Origin of the sequence: Holdemania sp. 1001095H_141210_F2 (assembly GCF_015558105.1) — a bacterium.
Lineage (GTDB): Bacteria > Bacillota_I > Bacilli_A > Erysipelotrichales > Erysipelotrichaceae > Holdemania.
This window is the reverse complement of the sequence record NZ_JADNPO010000006.1, coordinates 1-17,884: the sequence shown is the minus strand read 5'-3', so window position 1 is coordinate 17,884 and position 17,884 is coordinate 1. Positions and strand designations below refer to the sequence as shown.

General features: G+C 48.2%; 18 protein-coding genes. 8 read left to right on the top strand and 10 right to left on the bottom strand.

The features are described from left to right. Positions 1-16: 16 nt before the first annotated feature. From I2G61_RS05425 to I2G61_RS05415, 3 genes are read right to left on the bottom strand one after another with little or no spacing between them, the layout of a single operon-like run. Positions 17-844, bottom strand: a complete 828-nt coding sequence (locus tag I2G61_RS05425; protein WP_072683162.1) for a PTS system mannose/fructose/sorbose family transporter subunit IID — start codon at positions 842-844, stop codon at positions 17-19. Then, a complete protein-coding gene (locus I2G61_RS05420; RefSeq protein WP_072683161.1) occupies positions 841-1,599 on the bottom strand; it encodes a PTS sugar transporter subunit IIC in 759 nt (252 codons plus the stop codon). Before I2G61_RS05420 ends, I2G61_RS05425 begins: the two co-directional genes overlap by 4 nt. A 15-nt stretch (positions 1,600-1,614) precedes the next feature. After that, the gene (locus tag I2G61_RS05415; protein WP_072683160.1) at positions 1,615-2,127 is read right to left on the bottom strand and encodes a PTS sugar transporter subunit IIB; all 513 of its coding nucleotides are present in this window, start codon (positions 2,125-2,127) and stop codon (positions 1,615-1,617) included. Positions 2,128-2,336: 209 nt separating this feature from the next. On the opposite strand from I2G61_RS05415, the gene I2G61_RS05410 reads away from it, so the two are divergent. Next, positions 2,337-3,845 carry a helix-turn-helix domain-containing protein gene (locus tag I2G61_RS05410; RefSeq protein WP_072683159.1) on the top strand — a complete coding sequence of 503 codons (1,509 nt, stop codon included), beginning with the start codon at positions 2,337-2,339 and terminating at the stop codon, positions 3,843-3,845. A gap of 90 nt (positions 3,846-3,935) precedes the next feature. On the opposite strand, the gene I2G61_RS05405 is transcribed toward I2G61_RS05410, so the two are convergent. The 3 genes from I2G61_RS05405 to I2G61_RS05395 all read right to left on the bottom strand — a co-directional run bounded on the left by I2G61_RS05405 (position 3,936) and on the right by I2G61_RS05395 (position 7,123). After that, positions 3,936-5,150 carry a hypothetical protein gene (locus tag I2G61_RS05405; RefSeq protein WP_195548020.1) on the bottom strand — a complete coding sequence of 405 codons (1,215 nt, stop codon included), beginning with the start codon at positions 5,148-5,150 and terminating at the stop codon, positions 3,936-3,938. 178 nt (positions 5,151-5,328) lie between these two features. Continuing rightward, a complete protein-coding gene (locus I2G61_RS05400; protein WP_072683157.1) occupies positions 5,329-6,591 on the bottom strand; it encodes a UDP-N-acetylglucosamine 1-carboxyvinyltransferase in 1,263 nt (420 codons plus the stop codon). Positions 6,592-6,676: 85 nt separating this feature from the next. Then, positions 6,677-7,123 (bottom strand): DUF3284 domain-containing protein, encoded by a 447-nt coding sequence (locus I2G61_RS05395; RefSeq protein WP_195395686.1) that lies wholly within the window; start codon positions 7,121-7,123, stop codon positions 6,677-6,679. Positions 7,124-7,507: 384 nt separating this feature from the next. Between I2G61_RS05395 and I2G61_RS05390 the strand changes: the two genes are divergently transcribed. Together I2G61_RS05390 and I2G61_RS05385 are read left to right on the top strand one after the other, a co-directional pair. Next, a complete protein-coding gene (locus I2G61_RS05390) occupies positions 7,508-8,455 on the top strand; it encodes a HAMP domain-containing histidine kinase (protein WP_195548019.1) in 948 nt (315 codons plus the stop codon). 14 nt (positions 8,456-8,469) lie between these two features. Beyond that, the gene (locus tag I2G61_RS05385) at positions 8,470-8,904 is read left to right on the top strand and encodes a sensor histidine kinase KdpD (protein ID WP_195548018.1); all 435 of its coding nucleotides are present in this window, start codon (positions 8,470-8,472) and stop codon (positions 8,902-8,904) included. A 98-nt stretch (positions 8,905-9,002) separates the two neighbouring features. On the opposite strand, the gene I2G61_RS05380 is transcribed toward I2G61_RS05385, so the two are convergent. Together I2G61_RS05380 and fba are read right to left on the bottom strand one after the other, a co-directional pair. Beyond that, positions 9,003-9,857, bottom strand: a complete 855-nt coding sequence (locus I2G61_RS05380) for a YitT family protein (RefSeq protein WP_072683153.1) — start codon at positions 9,855-9,857, stop codon at positions 9,003-9,005. Positions 9,858-9,972: 115 nt separating this feature from the next. Continuing rightward, on the bottom strand, positions 9,973-10,839 hold the full coding sequence (gene fba / locus I2G61_RS05375; RefSeq protein WP_072683152.1) for a class II fructose-1,6-bisphosphate aldolase: 867 nt from the start codon (positions 10,837-10,839) through the stop codon (positions 9,973-9,975). Between the two features lie 437 nt (positions 10,840-11,276). On the opposite strand from fba, the gene I2G61_RS05370 reads away from it, so the two are divergent. From I2G61_RS05370 to I2G61_RS05350, 5 genes are all read left to right on the top strand, one after another. Continuing rightward, on the top strand, positions 11,277-11,561 hold the full coding sequence (locus I2G61_RS05370; RefSeq protein ID WP_072683151.1) for a hypothetical protein: 285 nt from the start codon (positions 11,277-11,279) through the stop codon (positions 11,559-11,561). Positions 11,562-11,897: 336 nt separating this feature from the next. After that, a complete protein-coding gene (locus I2G61_RS05365) occupies positions 11,898-13,517 on the top strand; it encodes a DUF885 family protein (protein WP_072683150.1) in 1,620 nt (539 codons plus the stop codon). Between the two features lie 29 nt (positions 13,518-13,546). Next, positions 13,547-14,365: an HAD hydrolase family protein gene (locus I2G61_RS05360; RefSeq protein ID WP_072683149.1), complete on the top strand. Its 819-nt coding sequence runs from the start codon at positions 13,547-13,549 to the stop codon at positions 14,363-14,365. A gap of 600 nt (positions 14,366-14,965) precedes the next feature. After that, positions 14,966-15,175, top strand: coding sequence for a cold-shock protein (locus tag I2G61_RS05355; protein WP_072683148.1), 210 nt, complete (start codon positions 14,966-14,968; stop codon positions 15,173-15,175). A 193-nt stretch (positions 15,176-15,368) separates the two neighbouring features. Continuing rightward, positions 15,369-16,853: a DUF1846 domain-containing protein gene (locus tag I2G61_RS05350; RefSeq protein WP_072683147.1), complete on the top strand. Its 1,485-nt coding sequence runs from the start codon at positions 15,369-15,371 to the stop codon at positions 16,851-16,853. 143 nt (positions 16,854-16,996) lie between these two features. Here the strand turns inward: I2G61_RS05350 and I2G61_RS05345 are convergent, their stop codons facing one another. Both I2G61_RS05345 and I2G61_RS05340 read right to left on the bottom strand, forming a co-directional pair. Next, complete coding sequence (locus I2G61_RS05345; RefSeq protein WP_072683146.1) at positions 16,997-17,650, bottom strand: HAD family hydrolase; 654 nt, start codon at positions 17,648-17,650, stop codon at positions 16,997-16,999. Positions 17,651-17,661: 11 nt separating this feature from the next. Then, on the bottom strand, positions 17,662-17,884 hold a 223-nt coding region (locus I2G61_RS05340), incomplete at its 5' end, for a hypothetical protein (protein WP_195548017.1).

Below are 17,884 nucleotides of genomic sequence, written 5' to 3'. Positions count from 1 at the left end.
ATTTATCGCTCCTTACTCACGCTAAGATCCCTGTAAAATATCCGATCGTAGAAAGAATTAGAAACAAACCCATAATCTTTAACGGTGTTACCTTTTTCTTACGAATCAGCCAAAGAGTTCCGCCTAAAGCCGCCATCGTCAGCAAACCAGGATAGACTTTATCGAAAAGCGCTTGAACGTTAATCTCCAATTCTCCGAAAGTGAAAGATAAGCCCGTAGTAACGTTGGCCGTACTGGCCGTTACCGCACCGACGACCAAGATCCCTAGGATTTCAACCGCCGAGATAAAACGATCTTTAATTCCGGATGAAATAATTTGTTCCGCACCGTTGATTCCCATTTGAACGCCAGTTTTGAAAAGCGACCAGGTCAGAGGATAACAAATCAGGAAATACGCGCCGATCAGGAAAAGAACGCCAATGACCGATCCACCATCACTGAGACTGATGGCGATAGAAAGCAGGATGGGGATCAATAACCCCTGAATCAGGGAATCGCCGATCCCTGCAAAGGGCCCGGCCAGTGCGGTTTTCACGCTTTGGATAAGTTCATTGGGAATCTCATCCGTTTTCGCTCTTTCCATTTCCAATCCCAGCACAATCCCCGGCACAATAATTCCGACTGTCGGCTGTGTATTGAAGAATACACAATGATTCTGACATAACTCGATTTGTTTTTCAGGATCATCCGGATACAGTTCTTTGGCCGAGGCGATCATCATGTTGACCATGCCCGGGCCCATCATTCTTTCCATGGTAAAGCAAACGCCGGAACCGAACAGGAAACTCCACATCGTCTTCCGTAAAAAGTGTTTATCCTTACTTAAATTCTGCAACTGAGTCATGCGTTTTCTCCCGCCTTTCCCTGAATCATAAAAATCACATAAGCGATCGCGCCGCCAATAATCGTAATCGTAATGACGTTAAGCCCGACAACTTTAAGTAAAGCGAAACCCAATACGAAGAAGATCAGCTGACTGTTATTCTTCAACAGACTATTTAATAAGATCGCAAAACCCAGTAACGGGATGATTTTAGTAAAAACCCCCAGAATTCCCATGATACTGGCGGGAACTGCGGATACGATGACGTCAATCGCCGCTGAACCAATCAAACACAAGATCGTAATGATTGACATGTTGATCACCAAATTCAGCGCGGTAGGCACTGCAAAATGTGTCCAGTAAGCCTGTTTCAATTTTCCTTTGGCAATCAGATCATCTGCTTTGTGCAGTATAATTTGATTCACATTCATTAATAAGACCTGGAGCATCTGAGCCAGAAAGCTGAATGGAACCGCTAAGGCAATCGCCACTTCCGCATCGCCGCCCTGAAGCAGCGCCAGAGGAATCGCAAACCATTGACTGATGTCAATCGGCGGCATGGATGCGATCCCGCCGACATTCATCGTCCCAATATACATCGCCTGCAATACCGCTCCCACCATAATTCCTTTGGTTACATCCCCCATTACAAGACCGCAGATCATTCCCGCGATCAATGGTCGGCGGAAAATCTGGAAGCCCCAATGTCCAAGCAAAGCATGAGAATTCATAAGCCACCCAAAGAAGCCGAGCAGCAAGGCTTGAAAGATACTCATTAAGTTCTCCTCCTCTTATAGTTTGTTAAATTTTTGTTGGATTCGTTCACGGATTTCAGACCATTCAGTCCGCGCCGAATTGGGAATCATCTGCAGCCATATCCGGACACCCGCTTCTGTCAGTTGTTCGACAGCTGTGAATTCATCCCTCGTGAAATAAGTTGCCGGTACGATCTCTACGCAAACTCCCGCATTTTTCCGTTGGGATAAAGATGCAATATTTAAATCTTTATTCAATTCAGGAATTCTTTGAATTAATTCGACCATGGGTACCGGAGTCTTCATTAAAATTAATGTCTTCACGGCATTGTTCAGCGCTTCTTTTACTTTATCGACGCCTTCGTTTAAAGTATAGACCGCGGCCTTCATGGTTTTCGGGACAGCCATCGTAAAAATTCTTTTTAACAGTGCATTTTCGGCAGTGGCATCGTCGATAACGATAATCTCCTGTATATCGTAGGTCTTGACGATTTGAGTCATACATTGTCCGTGGATCAGCCGTTCATCGCTGCGAATGAGTTGAATCATAGAGAGTCCTCCTGTTTGTTTTCAGCAAATTTTGTAAGCGCTCGCTTTGCTTAATTCCAGTTTATATTTCAATCAGGACCACCGTCAAGATCATTCCGGAAAGGGATTTTTTAAATTGTAATATTTATCAATTTAATTTATACTTCTAATATAATCGTGCATTCAAAATCAAAATTATCCATATTTTATCATCTGAAGGAAGAATAGCTATGATTAACGTTATATTAGCCGGTAAGTTTGCGATTGATTCTCCGGCATTGCCGGCAGGCTCGTTTAATATCATCGCAAGGGTATCAAATTTCATCGACGCAAAAGAAAAGGTTCAGGAATACATTCCGGATTATTTAATCGCGGAACTGGATCTGGTCAACGGCACTGCCTGGGATTTGTTATATCTGATTCAAAAGCAATCGTTGCCGACACGTTTTGTTCTGATTCATAATGATTTAACCTATCCCACTGTTCGTCGGGCTTTCCGCAGCGGGGTGTGGGATTACCTGCCGGATTGGGATCCTGCTCTTTTGAATCTGCCCGCGATTCCCATGATTGGCCGGGAATCCGATCCGCGTTTAGGTTTGCAGCAGTTATTGGGTTTGATCAAAGATGGGCAGCTACGGCCTTCTGCGGCCGCTGACGCACAAATTTCAGCCGCTCTTGCCAGTTATCCCGCTGCCTATCACATGATTTATTTCCGAATTGACAACATTCATCAAGCCTATGCCAAAATCATCAAAAACCGACGGCAATTCCGCAATTCTTTGCAAAATCTAATTGCGCAGACGCTTACGATGAAACATCAGCTTTTATTTATTAAGAATCACTCCGGCCTTTTCCTGGTTTCTGATCAGGATATAGACGGGCTGCCCGAACAACTGACAGCTTTGCAGAAAAAACTTGCAGAAACAACGTCCCTGACGCTTTCTTTCACTATGTCTGAAGTCTGCACCAGCTTAAATGGCTTCGCTCAGAAGATGATTCAACTCATCGACAATCATGAAACATGTTTTTTTAAGCAGCCCGGAATCTTTTTGAAGCCTTCTGAAATTATTGCTTTTCGGTCGCTCCAGCAATTCAATCCTGTCTATCAGAAGGAACGTTTCCAGCAAATTCAGGAAATAACATTGGAAAATCTTACAGATGTCAAAGAATCAGCGATCCGCTATTTTATAAAGCATCATATTTATCCACATGATATTCAGGAATTTTTTATTACTTTATTTACCAAGATTCGTTATCTAGGCTTGCAGAGAGGATTTCGTGATTTCCGTGATTTCTCACAGTTAATCCTGACGATCCAGTTTTGCGAATATCTTGAAGATCTGAAGGTCATTTTAGATGAAGCTGTACGTACAATTTTCCGATGGATTCAGGAAAATGGAAATTATCAATACTCAAAAATTGTAAGAGAAACTTTAATTTTTCTGCAAACTCATTATACGCAGTCTCTGACCTTGACCCAGCTGGCGGACTTTCAAAGTGTAAGCGAAGCTCATTTAGCCCGAACCTTTCAAAAAGAAGTCGGGATATCTGTTATGGCCATGCTAAGAAAAATTCGTTTGGAACATGCCGTTTATCTATTGGAAAACACACAGGAAAAAATAAAAACAATCGCCGTTCAGTGCGGCTATACAGATAGCTTATATTTCAGCCGGATTTTTCATCAAGCAACCGGACTTTCGCCAATTCAGTACCGGAAACAGAATCGAACAGACAAATAAAAAAGATCTGGATATTTTCCAGATCTGATCATTGAAAGGGGTATTTGCATTTTTATTCCATAACAAGTATTCTGAAGCCATTTTATCTATCTAATTTTCTTTCATTCTTGCCGTCAAATGATCGTAAAGGCGGGACGGATAAATCACATTTTCCAATCCTGTCACCCGGTATTCCTTATCGGGTCTTAATGTGATCGTCGAATCGGCGACAATCTCGACAAATTCATCCAGCGTTAAGCTCGGATCCATCTGCAGGGCCAGCGCGTAAAAACCAGCCAGGGTGGATATCGTACCATAGTTTACATCCAAACGGCTCGGATAGTAAACATAGTTTTCTTCTCCCGGAAAAGCCAGGACCCGGTTGGCATAAGGAAGATACAACACATGATCTGGAGTTTCCCCGGCCTTATCGAAATAGTAGGAATTCACATCATCCAGCGGGGCATACGGAATTTTAGCCAGCGTGGTGAAGTAATGACCATTAAAGTAGGGCATTCTGGTCAACACTTCGATCCCCGCTTGTTTCAATTCCTCGACTTTCGTCTGATATGCATCATAAGCGCTGTCCTGATTGTTCATATCCGAGAAAATAAGAATCATCCGGATCGGATCTTTTTTCAGGGTTTTGTTATATTCCAACAAGGAATCCAGATTTTCAAGGATGGAGGAAAGGTCTTGCTTCCCCTTTTCATCATATCCCGAATTGACGATATAAGCGATTGAAGCCTCCGGGGCATACCCCAGCGACTTTCCCGCCAGATTGGACAACATTGCGCCGCTTCCAAGCGTACTGATCAAATTTTGAGATAAGGGATCTTCGTTCCCATAAAAGAGTTTCAAATTATCTTTGTATTCAGGATGATCAACGTAAAGCTGTGGTCCGATGATCGCGATTCCCACGCCTTTTCCAGTGATTCCATTTTCATGGAAAAGCGCTGCGCCTAACGGTTTGCCCCAGGCTTGTTTCCAAAATTGCTCAATGTCCAGGTTCGTCAACGTATCCGGCCATTTTGTACTTGCGGTAAACATCGTTTCATTCGCAAGCTCGGATAACGTCAGCGAAGATAAATCCAGCGTTGAAAGATCTTTCGCTGTAAAATTATAAAAATAAAAATTTTGGGATGTCTTAATCTGATAATCGGATAGACTTGGGTTTGACAGGTTCTTATCCGGCCTGGATTCCAGAAATTTTTCCATTTCCTTTCCCGCTGAGGTCCCATGAATTCCCGGTTTCAGACGACCTTCGCTAAAACAGCCGCTCAAACACACTATCAATAACAGACCCATGATCAAAACTTTCTTCATTTCCGATCCCTCCTTATCCATTTCTATCTCAATCATACTCCAAATTTCAAACAATCGGAAACAAGGATTATCAATTTAATTCAATGACAGTTTTTCAAGCCTCCAAACTTGCGGTCTAAAATAAAAAAGACCTGCGCAGACACGCTGTCCGCTCAGATCTTCTGATTTCATAATGGCGCTATTCGATCGTTTCCCGCCAGATGTTTGCGCCCAAGGCCCGCAGCTTGCCATCCAGATCATCGTAGCCTCGTTCGATGTGATAAATTTCATGAATCTCCGTCACGCCTTCCGCTAGCAAGCCCGCCACTACCAGACTGGCGCCGCAGCGCAGATCCGTTGCAGTAACCCGATCGCCATAGAGCGGCGTGATTCCTTCGATCGTACAGCTGCCCTGACCGACGCTGATATCCGCGCCCATCCGCTGCAGTTCGATACAATGTTTAAACCGTTCCGGATATATCGTTTCCTTGATCGTCGACTTGCCTTCCGCCTGCGTCAGCAACGCCGATAACGGCTGCTGCAAATCTGTCGCAAACCCAGGATATGGCAGCGTTTTGATATCCACGCCCTGCAGCTTCCCGCCGCCGCGGATCGTCACGCTGTCCACGTCGACTTCCATATCCACGCCCATTTCCTGCAGCTTTGACAATAACGATTCCAAATGCTGCGGAATAATGTTGGTAATCTTCATTTCCTTAGCCGCCGCGGCCGCCATGATAATAAACGTGCCCGCTTCAATCCGGTCCGGGATGATCTCATGGAAGCAGCCGGATAAATAATCCACGCCGTCAATCGTGATCACATTCGTCCCCGCGCCGCGGATATGCGCGCCCATCTTGTTTAAAAGCGTCGCAACGTCAATGATTTCCGGCTCCTTCGCCGCGTTTTCAATCGTCGTGCGGCCCTTTGCATACACCGCCGCCATCATGATGTTGATCGTCGCGCCGACCGAAGAAATATCCAGGAAGATCTTTGTTCCGATCAATTCTTCCGCTTCGATCGTATAACACCCTTTCTGGTAGTCGACCTTCGCCCCCAGCGCTTCAAAGCCCTTGAGATGCAGATCAATCGGCCGCGGCCCCAGATAACAGCCGCCCGACATTTTAATTTTCACATGCTTGTATTTGCCTAACAAGGCTCCCATGAAATAATAGGAAGCCCGCAGCTTCGTAACCGCCGGATGTTCCAGCGGGCAGTTGATCATCTCCGTCGGATCGATGATCAGATGCCCCCGATCCTTATGCACCACCGCGACGTTCAATTCCTCTAACAAGGTCGATAACGACTCCACGTCCGCGATATCCGGAACGCCGCAGATCGTCACCGGGCCGTTAGCCAGAATGGAGGCCGGGATTAAAGCCACCGTCGCGTTCTTCGCCCCGCTGATTCTGACCTCTCCGTTCAGCTGATGACCGCCTTCAATCTTAAATACTTCTTCCATCGGTTGGGCTCCTTTCATTGCACTATCATACTATTAAGTTTGGCTGAAAACGTGATTGTTCCCTGATTCAATGAACGCGGAAACCTTACTCGCAATACAGCTGACGAATCTCTGCTTCCCATTGATCCATCAGTTTCTGCAGCTTCTTTTTGTTATTCTTTCTGCCCATCCAGGAAAAGCTGGCGATGGCCAGTTTTTTCTCCATGCTGGACGGCAGGAATTCCTCGCTGTACGTCACCTGACAACGATCCTCGCCCAGCGCGGCGCATCGGGTGTCAATCACCTGCGTACCGTCAAACATATCGACCCGCAGCTGGACATGACCCGGCTTGTCGTATACCGCGACCTGCGCCTTGCCGACCCGCTGCTTCCTTTCTGAAACCAGAACCTTCTTATCATATTTCATGCCCTCATGAATCTGGGCGATTGTCAATTTCTTATCGGTTTCGATCTGAATATCCTGCGCAATCCGCCGTGCCATGAAATTGAAAAACTGCACGGCAGAACAGGGAAACTCGTGCTGTATCTGCATAAACCTCATCCTTACCTTATCCGTACCTATTATACCGTGAACTCCCCGGCATTGCCACAATTTCCAAGTCCTTACCGGCAGTTTTCGCTTTCCTGAACTTTCCTTTCCCGCGCCGTTTATCCCAAAACTTCCGGCAGGCGCTTTGATCAACATAAATAAGGATCGCTTTTTTTTCGATCAAACTGACGTTGGAAAACCGAACGGAATGTTCCGCTCTCCCACTGTGCTTCCACTCTGTTTCATTTCTTCCGGTACTTCATGCTATAATAGAGATAACAATCCACCGCAAGGCAAAGAATAATGTAGGACAGACAAAGCCATCGCCGCTTTTCCAGCCGAAACGAAATCACAATTCTGATTAAGACTTCCGGGAGAAAATGAACCATGGATAAACGCAGACACCGAAAAACTCACACTCTGGCGCAATTTTTACGGCGCTATTTTCTGACGACCGCTTTGGGTGTACTCGCGCTTTTGGGGAGTGCTGTGCTCCTGTTTCTGCTGGGACTTCAGGCTGGATGGTACACGCGGCTCAATCACAATGAGAAACAGGCCCAGGAACTGATCGGTAAAATTCAGCGGCAGGATTTCTTTGATCCGGCTGAGGTTGGCGATGGTCTTGATTATGTGCTGTTCAGTCATGAACAGCTGGCAGATACTTCGTTGTCCCCGGACAGCGCGCTGACTGATTTTTCTCTCTATACCGGCAGCTACACCGGCAAGATCGGCACGCAAACCTGGTTCCGCACCGACCTGCGGGCGGAAGTCGTCATCCTCTTATTCCGCTATGAAATCCGCCCCGCCCTCCCGGCACTCGCCGCGCTGATCCCCAACTTGCAGGGGCCGTTGATCGGCGCACTCGGCTTGTCGCTCTTTCTGTACCTGTTGACGACGGCCAATCACTACGGGCGGAAACTTGTACAGGCTTTGAACACGTTGGAAGAATCCGCAACGCAGATCGCTTCCGGCAATCTTGATTTTGAAATTCAGGATACCGCGTTCACCGAGTTCAATCAGGCGTTGAATTCCGTTGATACGATGCGCTCCGCACTGAAGGATTCCCAGATCCAGCAATGGGATATGCAAAATCAGCGGGAGATCCAGATCACCGTGCTGGCGCACGATTTAAAGACGCCGCTGGCTAAAATCCAAACCGACGCCGAACTTTTGCAAAAGGAAGCCCGTCAGCAAGGCATCGTCTGGAAGCCATCAATCGCCATGTCGGTCAGCTTCGTCAGGTTGTATTTCAGCTGCAGCAGGCAGCGTGCAGCCAGAATCAGGCGGAACAGCCCCGCGTCACCGCTATCGACGCGCTGGTCCGGCGCTGCATGAAGGAAGTATCCGGATTGTGCCGCAATAAAGCGATCACATTGACGGTATTCTGTCCGCCTTTCCAGGCCCGAATCCATGCGGAAACGCTGCGCCGGGCGCTGATCAATCTGCTTGATAACGCAATCCGCTACTGCCCCTCAGGCAAGACGGTTCAGCTGATGGGCCAGATTACGGAAACCTGCTGGATCCTGAAAGTCAGCGACGAAGGTCCCGGTTTTCACGCGGAAAGCCTGAATCATATCGGCGAGCCATTCTACCGTTATGAATCAGCCCGCAGCAGTCATGGCCATGCGGGTCTGGGCTTATATACCGTTTCGCAGGCAATGCAGATTGAAGGTGGCCGCATGATTCCCGGCAACGTTCCGGATGGCAGCGGCGCTCAGGTAATTCTGCAATTTCCATTATCGACGCTGGCTGATGTAAATGAAGCGGCCGCAAATTCAGATTAAACGTCAAGTTGAAACTGGAATTCGCAAAAAAAGACAATATCATTTTCGATGACCTTTACCAAAGACGAATTGGATTCACCCTGGCTTGCCGGCTGCTATTAAACCTTGAACTCAAAGCTGAAGCCGAAGCCTTTGACCTCATGCGTATCGTTGGCAATCACAAACGCTTCCCTGTCGATCGCCGTCACCATTTCCATCAATGCCGGATACTGATTTTTCGTGATGACGACCAGGATGATCTTCCGCTTTTCACAGGTAAAGCCGCCCTGCGCTTCGATCAGCGTCGTGCCGCGTTCCAGTTCGGAATGAATCCGTTCAATGATCTGTTCATATTGATCGGAGATGATCTGAATCGCTTTGGCCTGCTGGCCGCCGAACATCAGCACCTTATCAATCGCCACGGAAGAAGCCCAGACGGAAACAAAGCCGACCAGCACCGCTTCCAGGCCATAGGTAAATGCGCCCAGCAGCACGGTCAGCGCATCGGTGATCAACACCAGCTTGGCAATTTCAATGTGCGTCAGCTTATGGACGATCAGCGGCGGAATATCCATGCCGCCAGTACTCGCTCCGGTTCGTAACGCCATCCCCACGCCGGTACCGCCTAAGAGTCCGCCATACAGGGAAGCCAGAATTGGATCAAGATCCAGCACCGGCACCCGGCCGCTGAAAAACGTCAGAAACACCGGATAGATCAACGAACTCAAAATGGTCTTCATCGCGAAGTCTTTTCCCAGAAAACAGGCTCCGACGATAAACAACCCGACGACCAGCAGATTGACCATCAGCGTAACTGGCAGCGGAATCAACGGCTGCAGCGCAACCGCCACGCCGGCGACGCCGCCTGACAAGATATCATAGGGCAGGATGAACATACTGACGGCCAGCGCCAGCACCGCATTGCCCGCCACAACCCAGACAATATCCTTCCCCTTTTGTTTTAACGATTTCATAAGCGACCTCCTCGTTGACAATTCATCCTTCTTATTATAAGCTTTCCCCCGGCATAAAAAAAAGAAAACCCGCAGATTTCTCCGCCGGTTTTCGAGGATCTCAGTTTTTAAACGATTACGCCTTGTTTGCGGAACCGAACTGGTTCATCATTTCGATGACCTTCTTGGTGATCGCTTCTGCGCCTGGTTTCAGCAATTTACGCGGATCATAGCCCTTGCCGGCCAGATCTTTGCCTTCTTCAATGTACTTCCGGGTTGCGGCTGCGAAAACCAGCTGCAGTTCGGTGTTGACGTTGATCTTGGAAACGCCCAGGGAGATTGCCTTGGCAACCTGATCCGCCGGGATGCCGCTGCCGCCGTGCAGAACTAACGGTTTTCCATTGGTGGAAGCCTGGATTTCAGCCAGACGGTCAAAGTTCAGACCCTGCCAGTCAGCCGGATATTTGCCATGAATGTTGCCGATGCCCGCAGCCAGGAAATCAACGCCCAGCGCCGCGATGTTCGCGCATTCCTGCGGATCTGCCAATTCGCCCATGCTGGCAACGCCGTCTTCTTCGCCGCCGATGCCGCCGACTTCACATTCAACGGAAATGCCCTTCGAATGAGCCAGTTCCAGAATTTCTTTCGACTTCGCAACATTTTCTTCGAAATCGTAATGCGAACCGTCAAACATGACAGAAGTGAATCCCGCTTCAATGCAGGCCTTGGCTCCTTCAAATGAACCATGATCCAGATGCAGAGCAACTGGAACGGTGATGCCCATGGAGTCATGAATTTCTCTGACCATGGCGACAACATTCTTGAATCCAGCCATATACTTGCCAGCGCCTTCCGAAACGCCTAACATGACTGGTGACTTGGCTTCTTCAGCTGCGGCCAGGATGGATTTAATCCATTCCATGTTATTGATGTTGAATGCGCCTACTGCATAATGACCTTCATGCGCTTTTTCGATCATTTCTTTTGCGGAAACTAATGCCATAAATGTATCCTCCTATTTTCTACGCCCTTATTCTACTCCATTTTTTATAATTTGAGAAGTCTGCAACCGCGCTTTTGCATTAAAAAGAACACATCCCGAACAATCCTCAGATTTCAGTCAAAAATGCTGATCTGCCACTTTGTGAGAAAATTTGAAGAAAGCACAGATTTTAAATCTCCGATGCCAAGATTCGCTCTCAAAACAAAATACTTTGAAAAAAAAGAGGATAATTTTACCCATTTTTGGTTAACTTATGAAGAATTATTAACTTTTTTGTGTATAATACTATTGTCAGGGTGTAATATAAAGAGGGTTTACAAGTAAGGATTACCGATTTCATTTTATCACCTGCTTTAGTGATTTTTTTACTTAACTTCACTAAAAAAATGATTGTCATAGTAGAAATTGTTGGATATAATTCCAACCGGAGGAATAGTATGAATAAAAGTTCAGAAATTTACGACATCGCTTGGGATCTCGCTTCGATCGTAGACAACCTGGATGATTCCGTCCTTAACGTAATTCGAAAAGGGACGCAAGGGATAGATCCGAATGCTTCCGCATCGCTGGATCTGGCCTGCACAATGCTGAATAAGAACATCGAACAGCTGAAAAGCTTAGTTGCATCCCTGGAAGAAATTACTTTCAGTCTGGAAGAAGAACTGGAAAAAAGAGGACCGAACGAGAAAGAGAACTCCTCAACACCGGCAAATTTATCGTAAACTAAGAGAACTGTCAGAGCATTCAAGCTTTGCGACGGTTCTTTTTATTTTAGGTAAAAGAGGGAACGTGCAGATCCGCAGATTTTCAATAGGGAAGATAACGATGTTTGAACAGGACTCTTTTTCGATCTTCCGCTCAACCGTTTTTTGTGCAGGGGGGAGCGGCATTGACTTCACTGTCATCTTCATGAAGAGCGCGGTTGTTTTTTCAGTGAAGGAACTGAAAATAGTTTGATCAGCTTCTTTGCCGCTGCGGACTCAGGATTCAGCCTGGGTACTTGCCAATCGGACTGAATTTCATTATAGTTATAGCCAAATTAACAGGAGGATTTCATCATGCAATCACCGCAGGAGATTATGATCATCCGTCAGCTGGACCGCGATTTGGCGCTGGCCGGCGACCGGCTGCACAGCCGCCAGATTTACCAACGCACCCTTTGGATACCGGATGAAGAACATCGTCAGGCTCTGGCCGAGACCTTAGACCAGCTGCGCTATCGTGTCGATCAGCTGACAGACGACAATGAAGCCTCGCATTTTTTTATCCACCATTTCCATGACGTTCTTGATTTTCTGACTTGGGAAGCGGAAGATTTCTGGACGCATCCGCAGGTTCAACTGGGTGAAATCCAACATGCGTTAAAGCAGCTGTGGTCCGTGGATCAGCGGCGACGCAGTCTGCGCATCGCTATTTTAGGCGATCAATGGGCTGCGCTGCCCGCTTGCCTGCAGGCTCTGGAACGCCGGTTCCCCGATTTTGACGAAAAGGATCTGCCGGTCATCTTATCCCGCAGCGCTGCGCTCAAACGCCAGGCCGAACAGATTATCCCTCAGCTGGACGCCCAGGAAGTGGAAGTCAAGCATCGTCTGAGCGAAGGCGTCCAGGCGCTGTCCCGCTGGATTGACCTGCTGCGCGAGGCCGGTGTCAATGAAGGTCAGGAAATCAAAGACGAGGATCAACGCCTGAACACGGATCCGGAAAGTTACCGGCGCACGCTGGCCATGAAGCTGGGTGTCGATCTGGAAGATCTGCTTTCCTGGTATAAAGATGAAATTGAAGCGACGCGGGCCAACGTCTTCGCGATTGCCAACCGGTTAAGCGATACGCCGGTGACGACGATGACTCAGGTTCGAGCACTGCTGGACGAAAAGGCCGGGGCTTGCGAAAGCGCTGAGGAAATGTTCCGCCGCGGTCATGAATATCTGGCCCGCGTCAAAGCGGTCAGCAAGCAGAAACTGTGGCATCCGATTGATGAAATTTGCGATCTGACCGGAGTGCCGGAGGAACTCAGAGAATCCTTCCCGTGGGGTGGTTACATGGACGGCTGTCCGTACGAACGTCCGCTGCACGGCCGGATGTTCTTAAATGAAACCAACTACACCGCCGTCAGCGACGGCTGGATTAAGGTCAATACGATTCATGAAGCCTATTTCGGCCATCACATCCAGTTTTTGCGGGTCAACAGCGATCCGCTGCCGGAAACGATGCGCCGCGGGCCAAAGGCTGACCCGCTGATCGAAGGCACAGCGCACCGCAGCGAGCACGTTTACGAATCAATCTTTGCGGAAGATCCTTACTTTCCGCTGTTCACAGCTTACCGCCGGCACCATACGTCAGTGCGGATTCAGGCTGATCTGATGCTGCGGTGGGAAAACCGCACGATCGGTGAAGTCGTTGAATTATACCGGCGGGAACTGGGCTTTGATGCGAAGACCGCACGCGGTCAGGTTCTGGCTCAGGAAGACATGTTCGGTTATTTCACCTGTTACTGCTATGGTCTGAAAAAGATCGAACAGCTGGAAAAGGAACTGGGGCTGCCGGCGGATGAGATGACCCGGCGGTTATTTGAAGCGGGACAGATCAGTATGGAAAGCTTGCGCCTGTTGTTAACCTGCAGCGAGCAAGCCCGCTGGTCAATTCTGCACGACTATCCAAGCCTTTACCGGTTTGCGTAGGATCATCATTAAGAGGCGAGGAATCCGCAATGATAAAAGCACTGTTTTTTGATCTGGACGGCACGTTGTTAACCTCTGAGAAAACATTGGCGCGTTCCACATGGGAAGCGCTGCAGGCTTGCCGCAAGAAAGGTATTTCCCTGTTCATCGCCACGGCCCGGGCGCCGCTGCTGGAAACAATGCTCGGCTGGACGGAAATCGAACTGAACTTATTTGACGGCGGAATTTATTGCAACGGCGCCTGCGAAAAGCTGCATGGGCAGACACGATACACGTTTCTGCCCGCCGCAATCGTCGCCAGCTGCGTGAAAGCCGTTCAAGCAGTCCCTGAACTGCATCTTGCGCTGCAGCTGAAGGATGAATTCCACGCCTTCAATGAACCGTTAGCCGACTTTGCCTATCCGTTATGGGGCATTGATCCGCGCCTCTGCGTTTTGCTGGGGCCGGAAGTGGTTAGACAAACGGTGAAAATTCTGATTTACTTTGAAAATCTTGTTGATTCCGTCACTGCTCTGTCCTTGTCGCTGACAGATCGCTGCCGCGCGATGAGCGTGAATCAGGCGAACGTCTATCTGACCGATCAGGGCAAGGTGCTGCAAATCACAAATCGCCAGGCAAGCAAATTCAAAAGTATTGATCACCTGCGCTGCCTGCTGAATCTGAAACCGGAAGAAATCGCGGTGTTCGGCGATGATTGGAATGATCTGGAAATGTTGACCCGCTTTCCTAACAGCGTCGGCATGGGGAATGCCGATCCGAAATTGCTCAGTCAGGTCCGTTATCAAACGCAAAGCAACGATAAAGATGGAATTGCCTACGCCATGCATACGCTCCTGGGGTTGATCTGAATCGGTATCCATGAAAGAAAATCAGTTAGTTCTATCCTGTTTTTAAGAGAACGGCACGGAAGCTCCTGCCGAGCAGGTTACAACAACTCAGCGAAGCCGCAAAGACGTCAGGAATCATAAATATTGAAATCAACAATTTGTGGCAATGAATGAAGCTGGGATGTCGCTATTCATTTAGGCGGAAGAAAAAAGAGATCCTGATCCGCTTTGAATGTCCGATAGATTCAGAGTCCGGGATGTTCTCGCAGATTTAGAAAACACCCTGTTCTTATTGATCACTCCCTGAAGCACGCTGAGCATCAACCTGTTCCGCTTTCTCATTTTCAACCCTTCCCTTGGACCCGAGGCCCTTTTGCCTATCTTACGGATTCCTGTCTGTCTTTCTGCTTCCTCCTTAAGAAATGGGAACCCGGGGAAAAAATATTTTTTTATTTGTTTGACATCGGGCTAAAACCTGTTATACTGAAGAAGTAATATTAAGCAATAGCTATGATCGCGTAACGGGATTGTAATTATCACTCAATGTACAAAAATCCCTGAAGTTATGCGATTTTTTATACCTTGAGTAGCTTCTTATTCCCACTAAAGGAGGTACTTAAAATGAGTACAGGAAAAGTAAAATGGTTTAACGGCGACAAGGGCTACGGATTCATCACGGATGATCAGGGCCAGGGCGATATCTTCGTTCATTTCTCAGGCATCAACGGCAGCGGCTACAAGTCACTGGAAGAAGGCCAGAAGGTTTCCTTCGAGATTGAAAACGATGCTCGCAGCAACAAGTCCCGCGCTGTTAACGTCACAGTTCTCTAAAAAACTGAAAAACCCGAAAGGGTTTTTTTCTATGTTCTCACTGACAGTTTCGTCAGTTTTCCAGTCCTGCCTGCCCCTCAGATCGTCCTGTTTTAAACGCTTCGCAGAACCTTCCTATTTTACCATTTCTTCAATGGCATTCTCGATCTCTTTCTGATATAATATGAAATTGAGTTTTTAAGGGGTATAGACTATGAAAAGACTGGCTTTCGATAACGAAAAATATGTGCAGATGCAGTCTGCCAAAATTAAAGAACGCATCAAACAATTTGATAACAAGCTTTATCTGGAGTTCGGCGGCAAGCTCTTTGACGATTACCATGCCTCCCGCGTACTCCCGGGATTTCAGCCGGACAGTAAAATAAAAATGTTGATGGAGCTTCGGGAATCTGTCGAGATCGTCATCGTCATCAATGCGACGGACATTGAGAAAAACAAAGTCCGCAGCGACTTGGGGATTACCTACGATCTGGATGTCTTACGTTTGATCGACGCCTTCCGCAGCATTGACCTGTATGTCGGCAGCGTCGTCATCGCACAGTACGCCGGCCAGATCACCGCAAATCTGTTTAAGAAGAAACTGGAAAATCTCGGTATCAACGTCGTTCTGCATTATCCGATCCCCGGCTATCCAAGCAATGTTTCCTACATTGTTTCCGACGAAGGCTATGGCAAGAATGAATACATCGAAACCACCCGTGAACTGATCGTCGTCACCGCCCCGGGACCCGGCAGCGGCAAAATGGCAACCTGCCTGTCGCAGTTGTATCATGATTACAAGCGAGGCATCAAAGCCGGCTATGCCAAATTTGAAACTTTCCCGATCTGGAATCTGCCGTTAAAGCACCCGGTCAATCTGGCCTATGAAGCGGCGACGGCGGATCTCAACGACGTCAACATGATCGACCCGTTCCACCTTGAAGCGTATGGCGAAACTGCGGTGAACTACAACCGCGATGTGGAGGTATTCCCGGTCTTGAATACTTTATTTGAAAAGATTGCGGGCGTATCCCCGTACAAATCGCCGACCGATATGGGCGTCAATATGGTCGGCAACTGCATCATCGACGATGAAGCGGCGCGCCGGGCCAGCGAAGATGAAATTCTGCGGCGCTACTATCAAGCGCTGTGCGATTACCGCCGCGATCTGGCAACGGAAGAATCCGTTCAGAAAATCGAACTGATCATGAACCAGGCCGGGATTGTAAAGGAAGACCGCAAGGTGGTTACCGCCGCCTTAAATAAAGCCGCGGAAACCGAAGCGCCGGCCGTGGCCATCGAACTGAACGATGGACGGATCATCACTGGAAAAACTTCCAATTTGTTAGGCGCCTCCAGCGCCGCACTGCTGAATGCGTTAAAGGAAATCGGCGGCATCAACGACAATATCCCGCTGATCTCCCCGAATGTCATCGAACCGATTCAGAAGCTGAAAGTCGAGCATCTCGGCAATCATAACCCGCGCCTGCATACCGATGAGATCCTGATCGCCCTGGCGATTGCCGCGACGAATAATCCGGTATCCCATCTGGCGATGCAGCAGCTGAAAAAGCTGAAGGACTGCGAAGTTCATTCCACCGTGCTGCTTTCGGAAGTCGATTCGTCGACATTCAAAAAGCTGGGCATGAATCTGACATGCGAGCCGGTGTATCAGAAGAAAAGATTGTATAATCGTTAACAAAAGCTGCGACACAAAGATTCATCCGAGTCTTCTGTGCCGCAGCTTTTCATTTGCATTTTTATTTTAACTGGAAACTTTATTCATCCTCTGCTCATTCTCCAACAAGCACCCGCCGGGTGCTTTCTTCCACGGCAAAAAGGTTATCCAGCACTTATTGAAGCGGAAATCAACGCGACCGCTTCCAAAATATTGGACACGACCGGCTTGCCGGAAGTGACAAGAAGCCTGCGGCTTTGGTGGCCGCGGTCGATCAGAATGCAATCCCAGCCTAACGCTTCCGCAACCTCCGCGTCATGCAGGGAATCCCCGATCATGATCATTTCCCGATCCGGCTGCGGATTTTTCTTCAGCCACGCCTGGGCGGCGCTCAGCTTCTCCCGGGCATAGATATCGGAAATTCCGATCAGATCGCTGAACCAGTCCGTACATCCGCATTGTTCTGTCTGCATGCGCAGATGATCCTGCCGGGAAGCGGAAAGAATCAGCGACGGTACCCCCTGTTCCCGCAGCTGCCGGATCCCCGGCTCCGCATCCGCAAACAAGCCGCAGCGCACGGCCCGTTCGTGATATCCGCGCATGTATTCCGTTGACAAAGCCTCAAAGCTTTCCCGTTCCAGATCAAAACCAACCTGCCGGTAGTAATTGATCACCGGGAACGTAAACACATTCTGGTATTGATCCACGCTTTCCAGCTGCGGCAGATGCCGCCGGCGAAGCATCGCGTTGACCGTTTCGATGCAGACCTCCACATCGTCCAATAACGTCCCATTCCAATCCCAGACTACCATTTTCATCCTTTTTCACCTCACTCGCTATGATTCTTGCCTGAAACGCCATTGATAAACACGCTTGCGCAAAGCGCAAAACGTTTTCTTTGCGCATCACTTTTTCCAAACGAAAAGGCAGACTGCGCTGCCCTTTCCCCATCAGAAACTTTCGTCGTTTGATTCTTCAAACGGAACTTTTTCGGTTCTATAAATTTTGGTGTTGGTGGAAACCAACGCCTTTTTTTCTTGAGCATAAAAAAA

What these genes read in the sequence shown, in the direction of transcription:
- I2G61_RS05425 (WP_072683162.1), bottom strand. Translation starts at nt 844, where the DNA reads ATGACTCAGTTGCAGAATTTAAGTAAGGATAAACACTTTTTACGGAAG.
- I2G61_RS05420 (WP_072683161.1), bottom strand. Translation starts at nt 1,599, where the DNA reads ATGAGTATCTTTCAAGCCTTGCTGCTCGGCTTCTTTGGGTGGCTTATG.
- I2G61_RS05415 (WP_072683160.1), bottom strand. Translation starts at nt 2,127, where the DNA reads ATGATTCAACTCATTCGCAGCGATGAACGGCTGATCCACGGACAATGT.
- I2G61_RS05410 (WP_072683159.1), top strand. Translation starts at nt 2,337, where the DNA reads ATGATTAACGTTATATTAGCCGGTAAGTTTGCGATTGATTCTCCGGCA.
- I2G61_RS05405 (WP_195548020.1), bottom strand. Translation starts at nt 5,150, where the DNA reads ATGAAGAAAGTTTTGATCATGGGTCTGTTATTGATAGTGTGTTTGAGC.
- I2G61_RS05400 (WP_072683157.1), bottom strand. Translation starts at nt 6,591, where the DNA reads ATGGAAGAAGTATTTAAGATTGAAGGCGGTCATCAGCTGAACGGAGAG.
- I2G61_RS05395 (WP_195395686.1), bottom strand. Translation starts at nt 7,123, where the DNA reads ATGCAGATACAGCACGAGTTTCCCTGTTCTGCCGTGCAGTTTTTCAAT.
- I2G61_RS05390 (WP_195548019.1), top strand. Translation starts at nt 7,508, where the DNA reads ATGGATAAACGCAGACACCGAAAAACTCACACTCTGGCGCAATTTTTA.
- I2G61_RS05380 (WP_072683153.1), bottom strand. Translation starts at nt 9,857, where the DNA reads ATGAAATCGTTAAAACAAAAGGGGAAGGATATTGTCTGGGTTGTGGCG.
- fba (WP_072683152.1), bottom strand. Translation starts at nt 10,839, where the DNA reads ATGGCATTAGTTTCCGCAAAAGAAATGATCGAAAAAGCGCATGAAGGT.
- I2G61_RS05370 (WP_072683151.1), top strand. Translation starts at nt 11,277, where the DNA reads ATGAATAAAAGTTCAGAAATTTACGACATCGCTTGGGATCTCGCTTCG.
- I2G61_RS05365 (WP_072683150.1), top strand. Translation starts at nt 11,898, where the DNA reads ATGCAATCACCGCAGGAGATTATGATCATCCGTCAGCTGGACCGCGAT.
- I2G61_RS05360 (WP_072683149.1), top strand. Translation starts at nt 13,547, where the DNA reads ATGATAAAAGCACTGTTTTTTGATCTGGACGGCACGTTGTTAACCTCT.
- I2G61_RS05355 (WP_072683148.1), top strand. Translation starts at nt 14,966, where the DNA reads ATGAGTACAGGAAAAGTAAAATGGTTTAACGGCGACAAGGGCTACGGA.
- I2G61_RS05350 (WP_072683147.1), top strand. Translation starts at nt 15,369, where the DNA reads ATGAAAAGACTGGCTTTCGATAACGAAAAATATGTGCAGATGCAGTCT.
- I2G61_RS05345 (WP_072683146.1), bottom strand. Translation starts at nt 17,650, where the DNA reads ATGAAAATGGTAGTCTGGGATTGGAATGGGACGTTATTGGACGATGTG.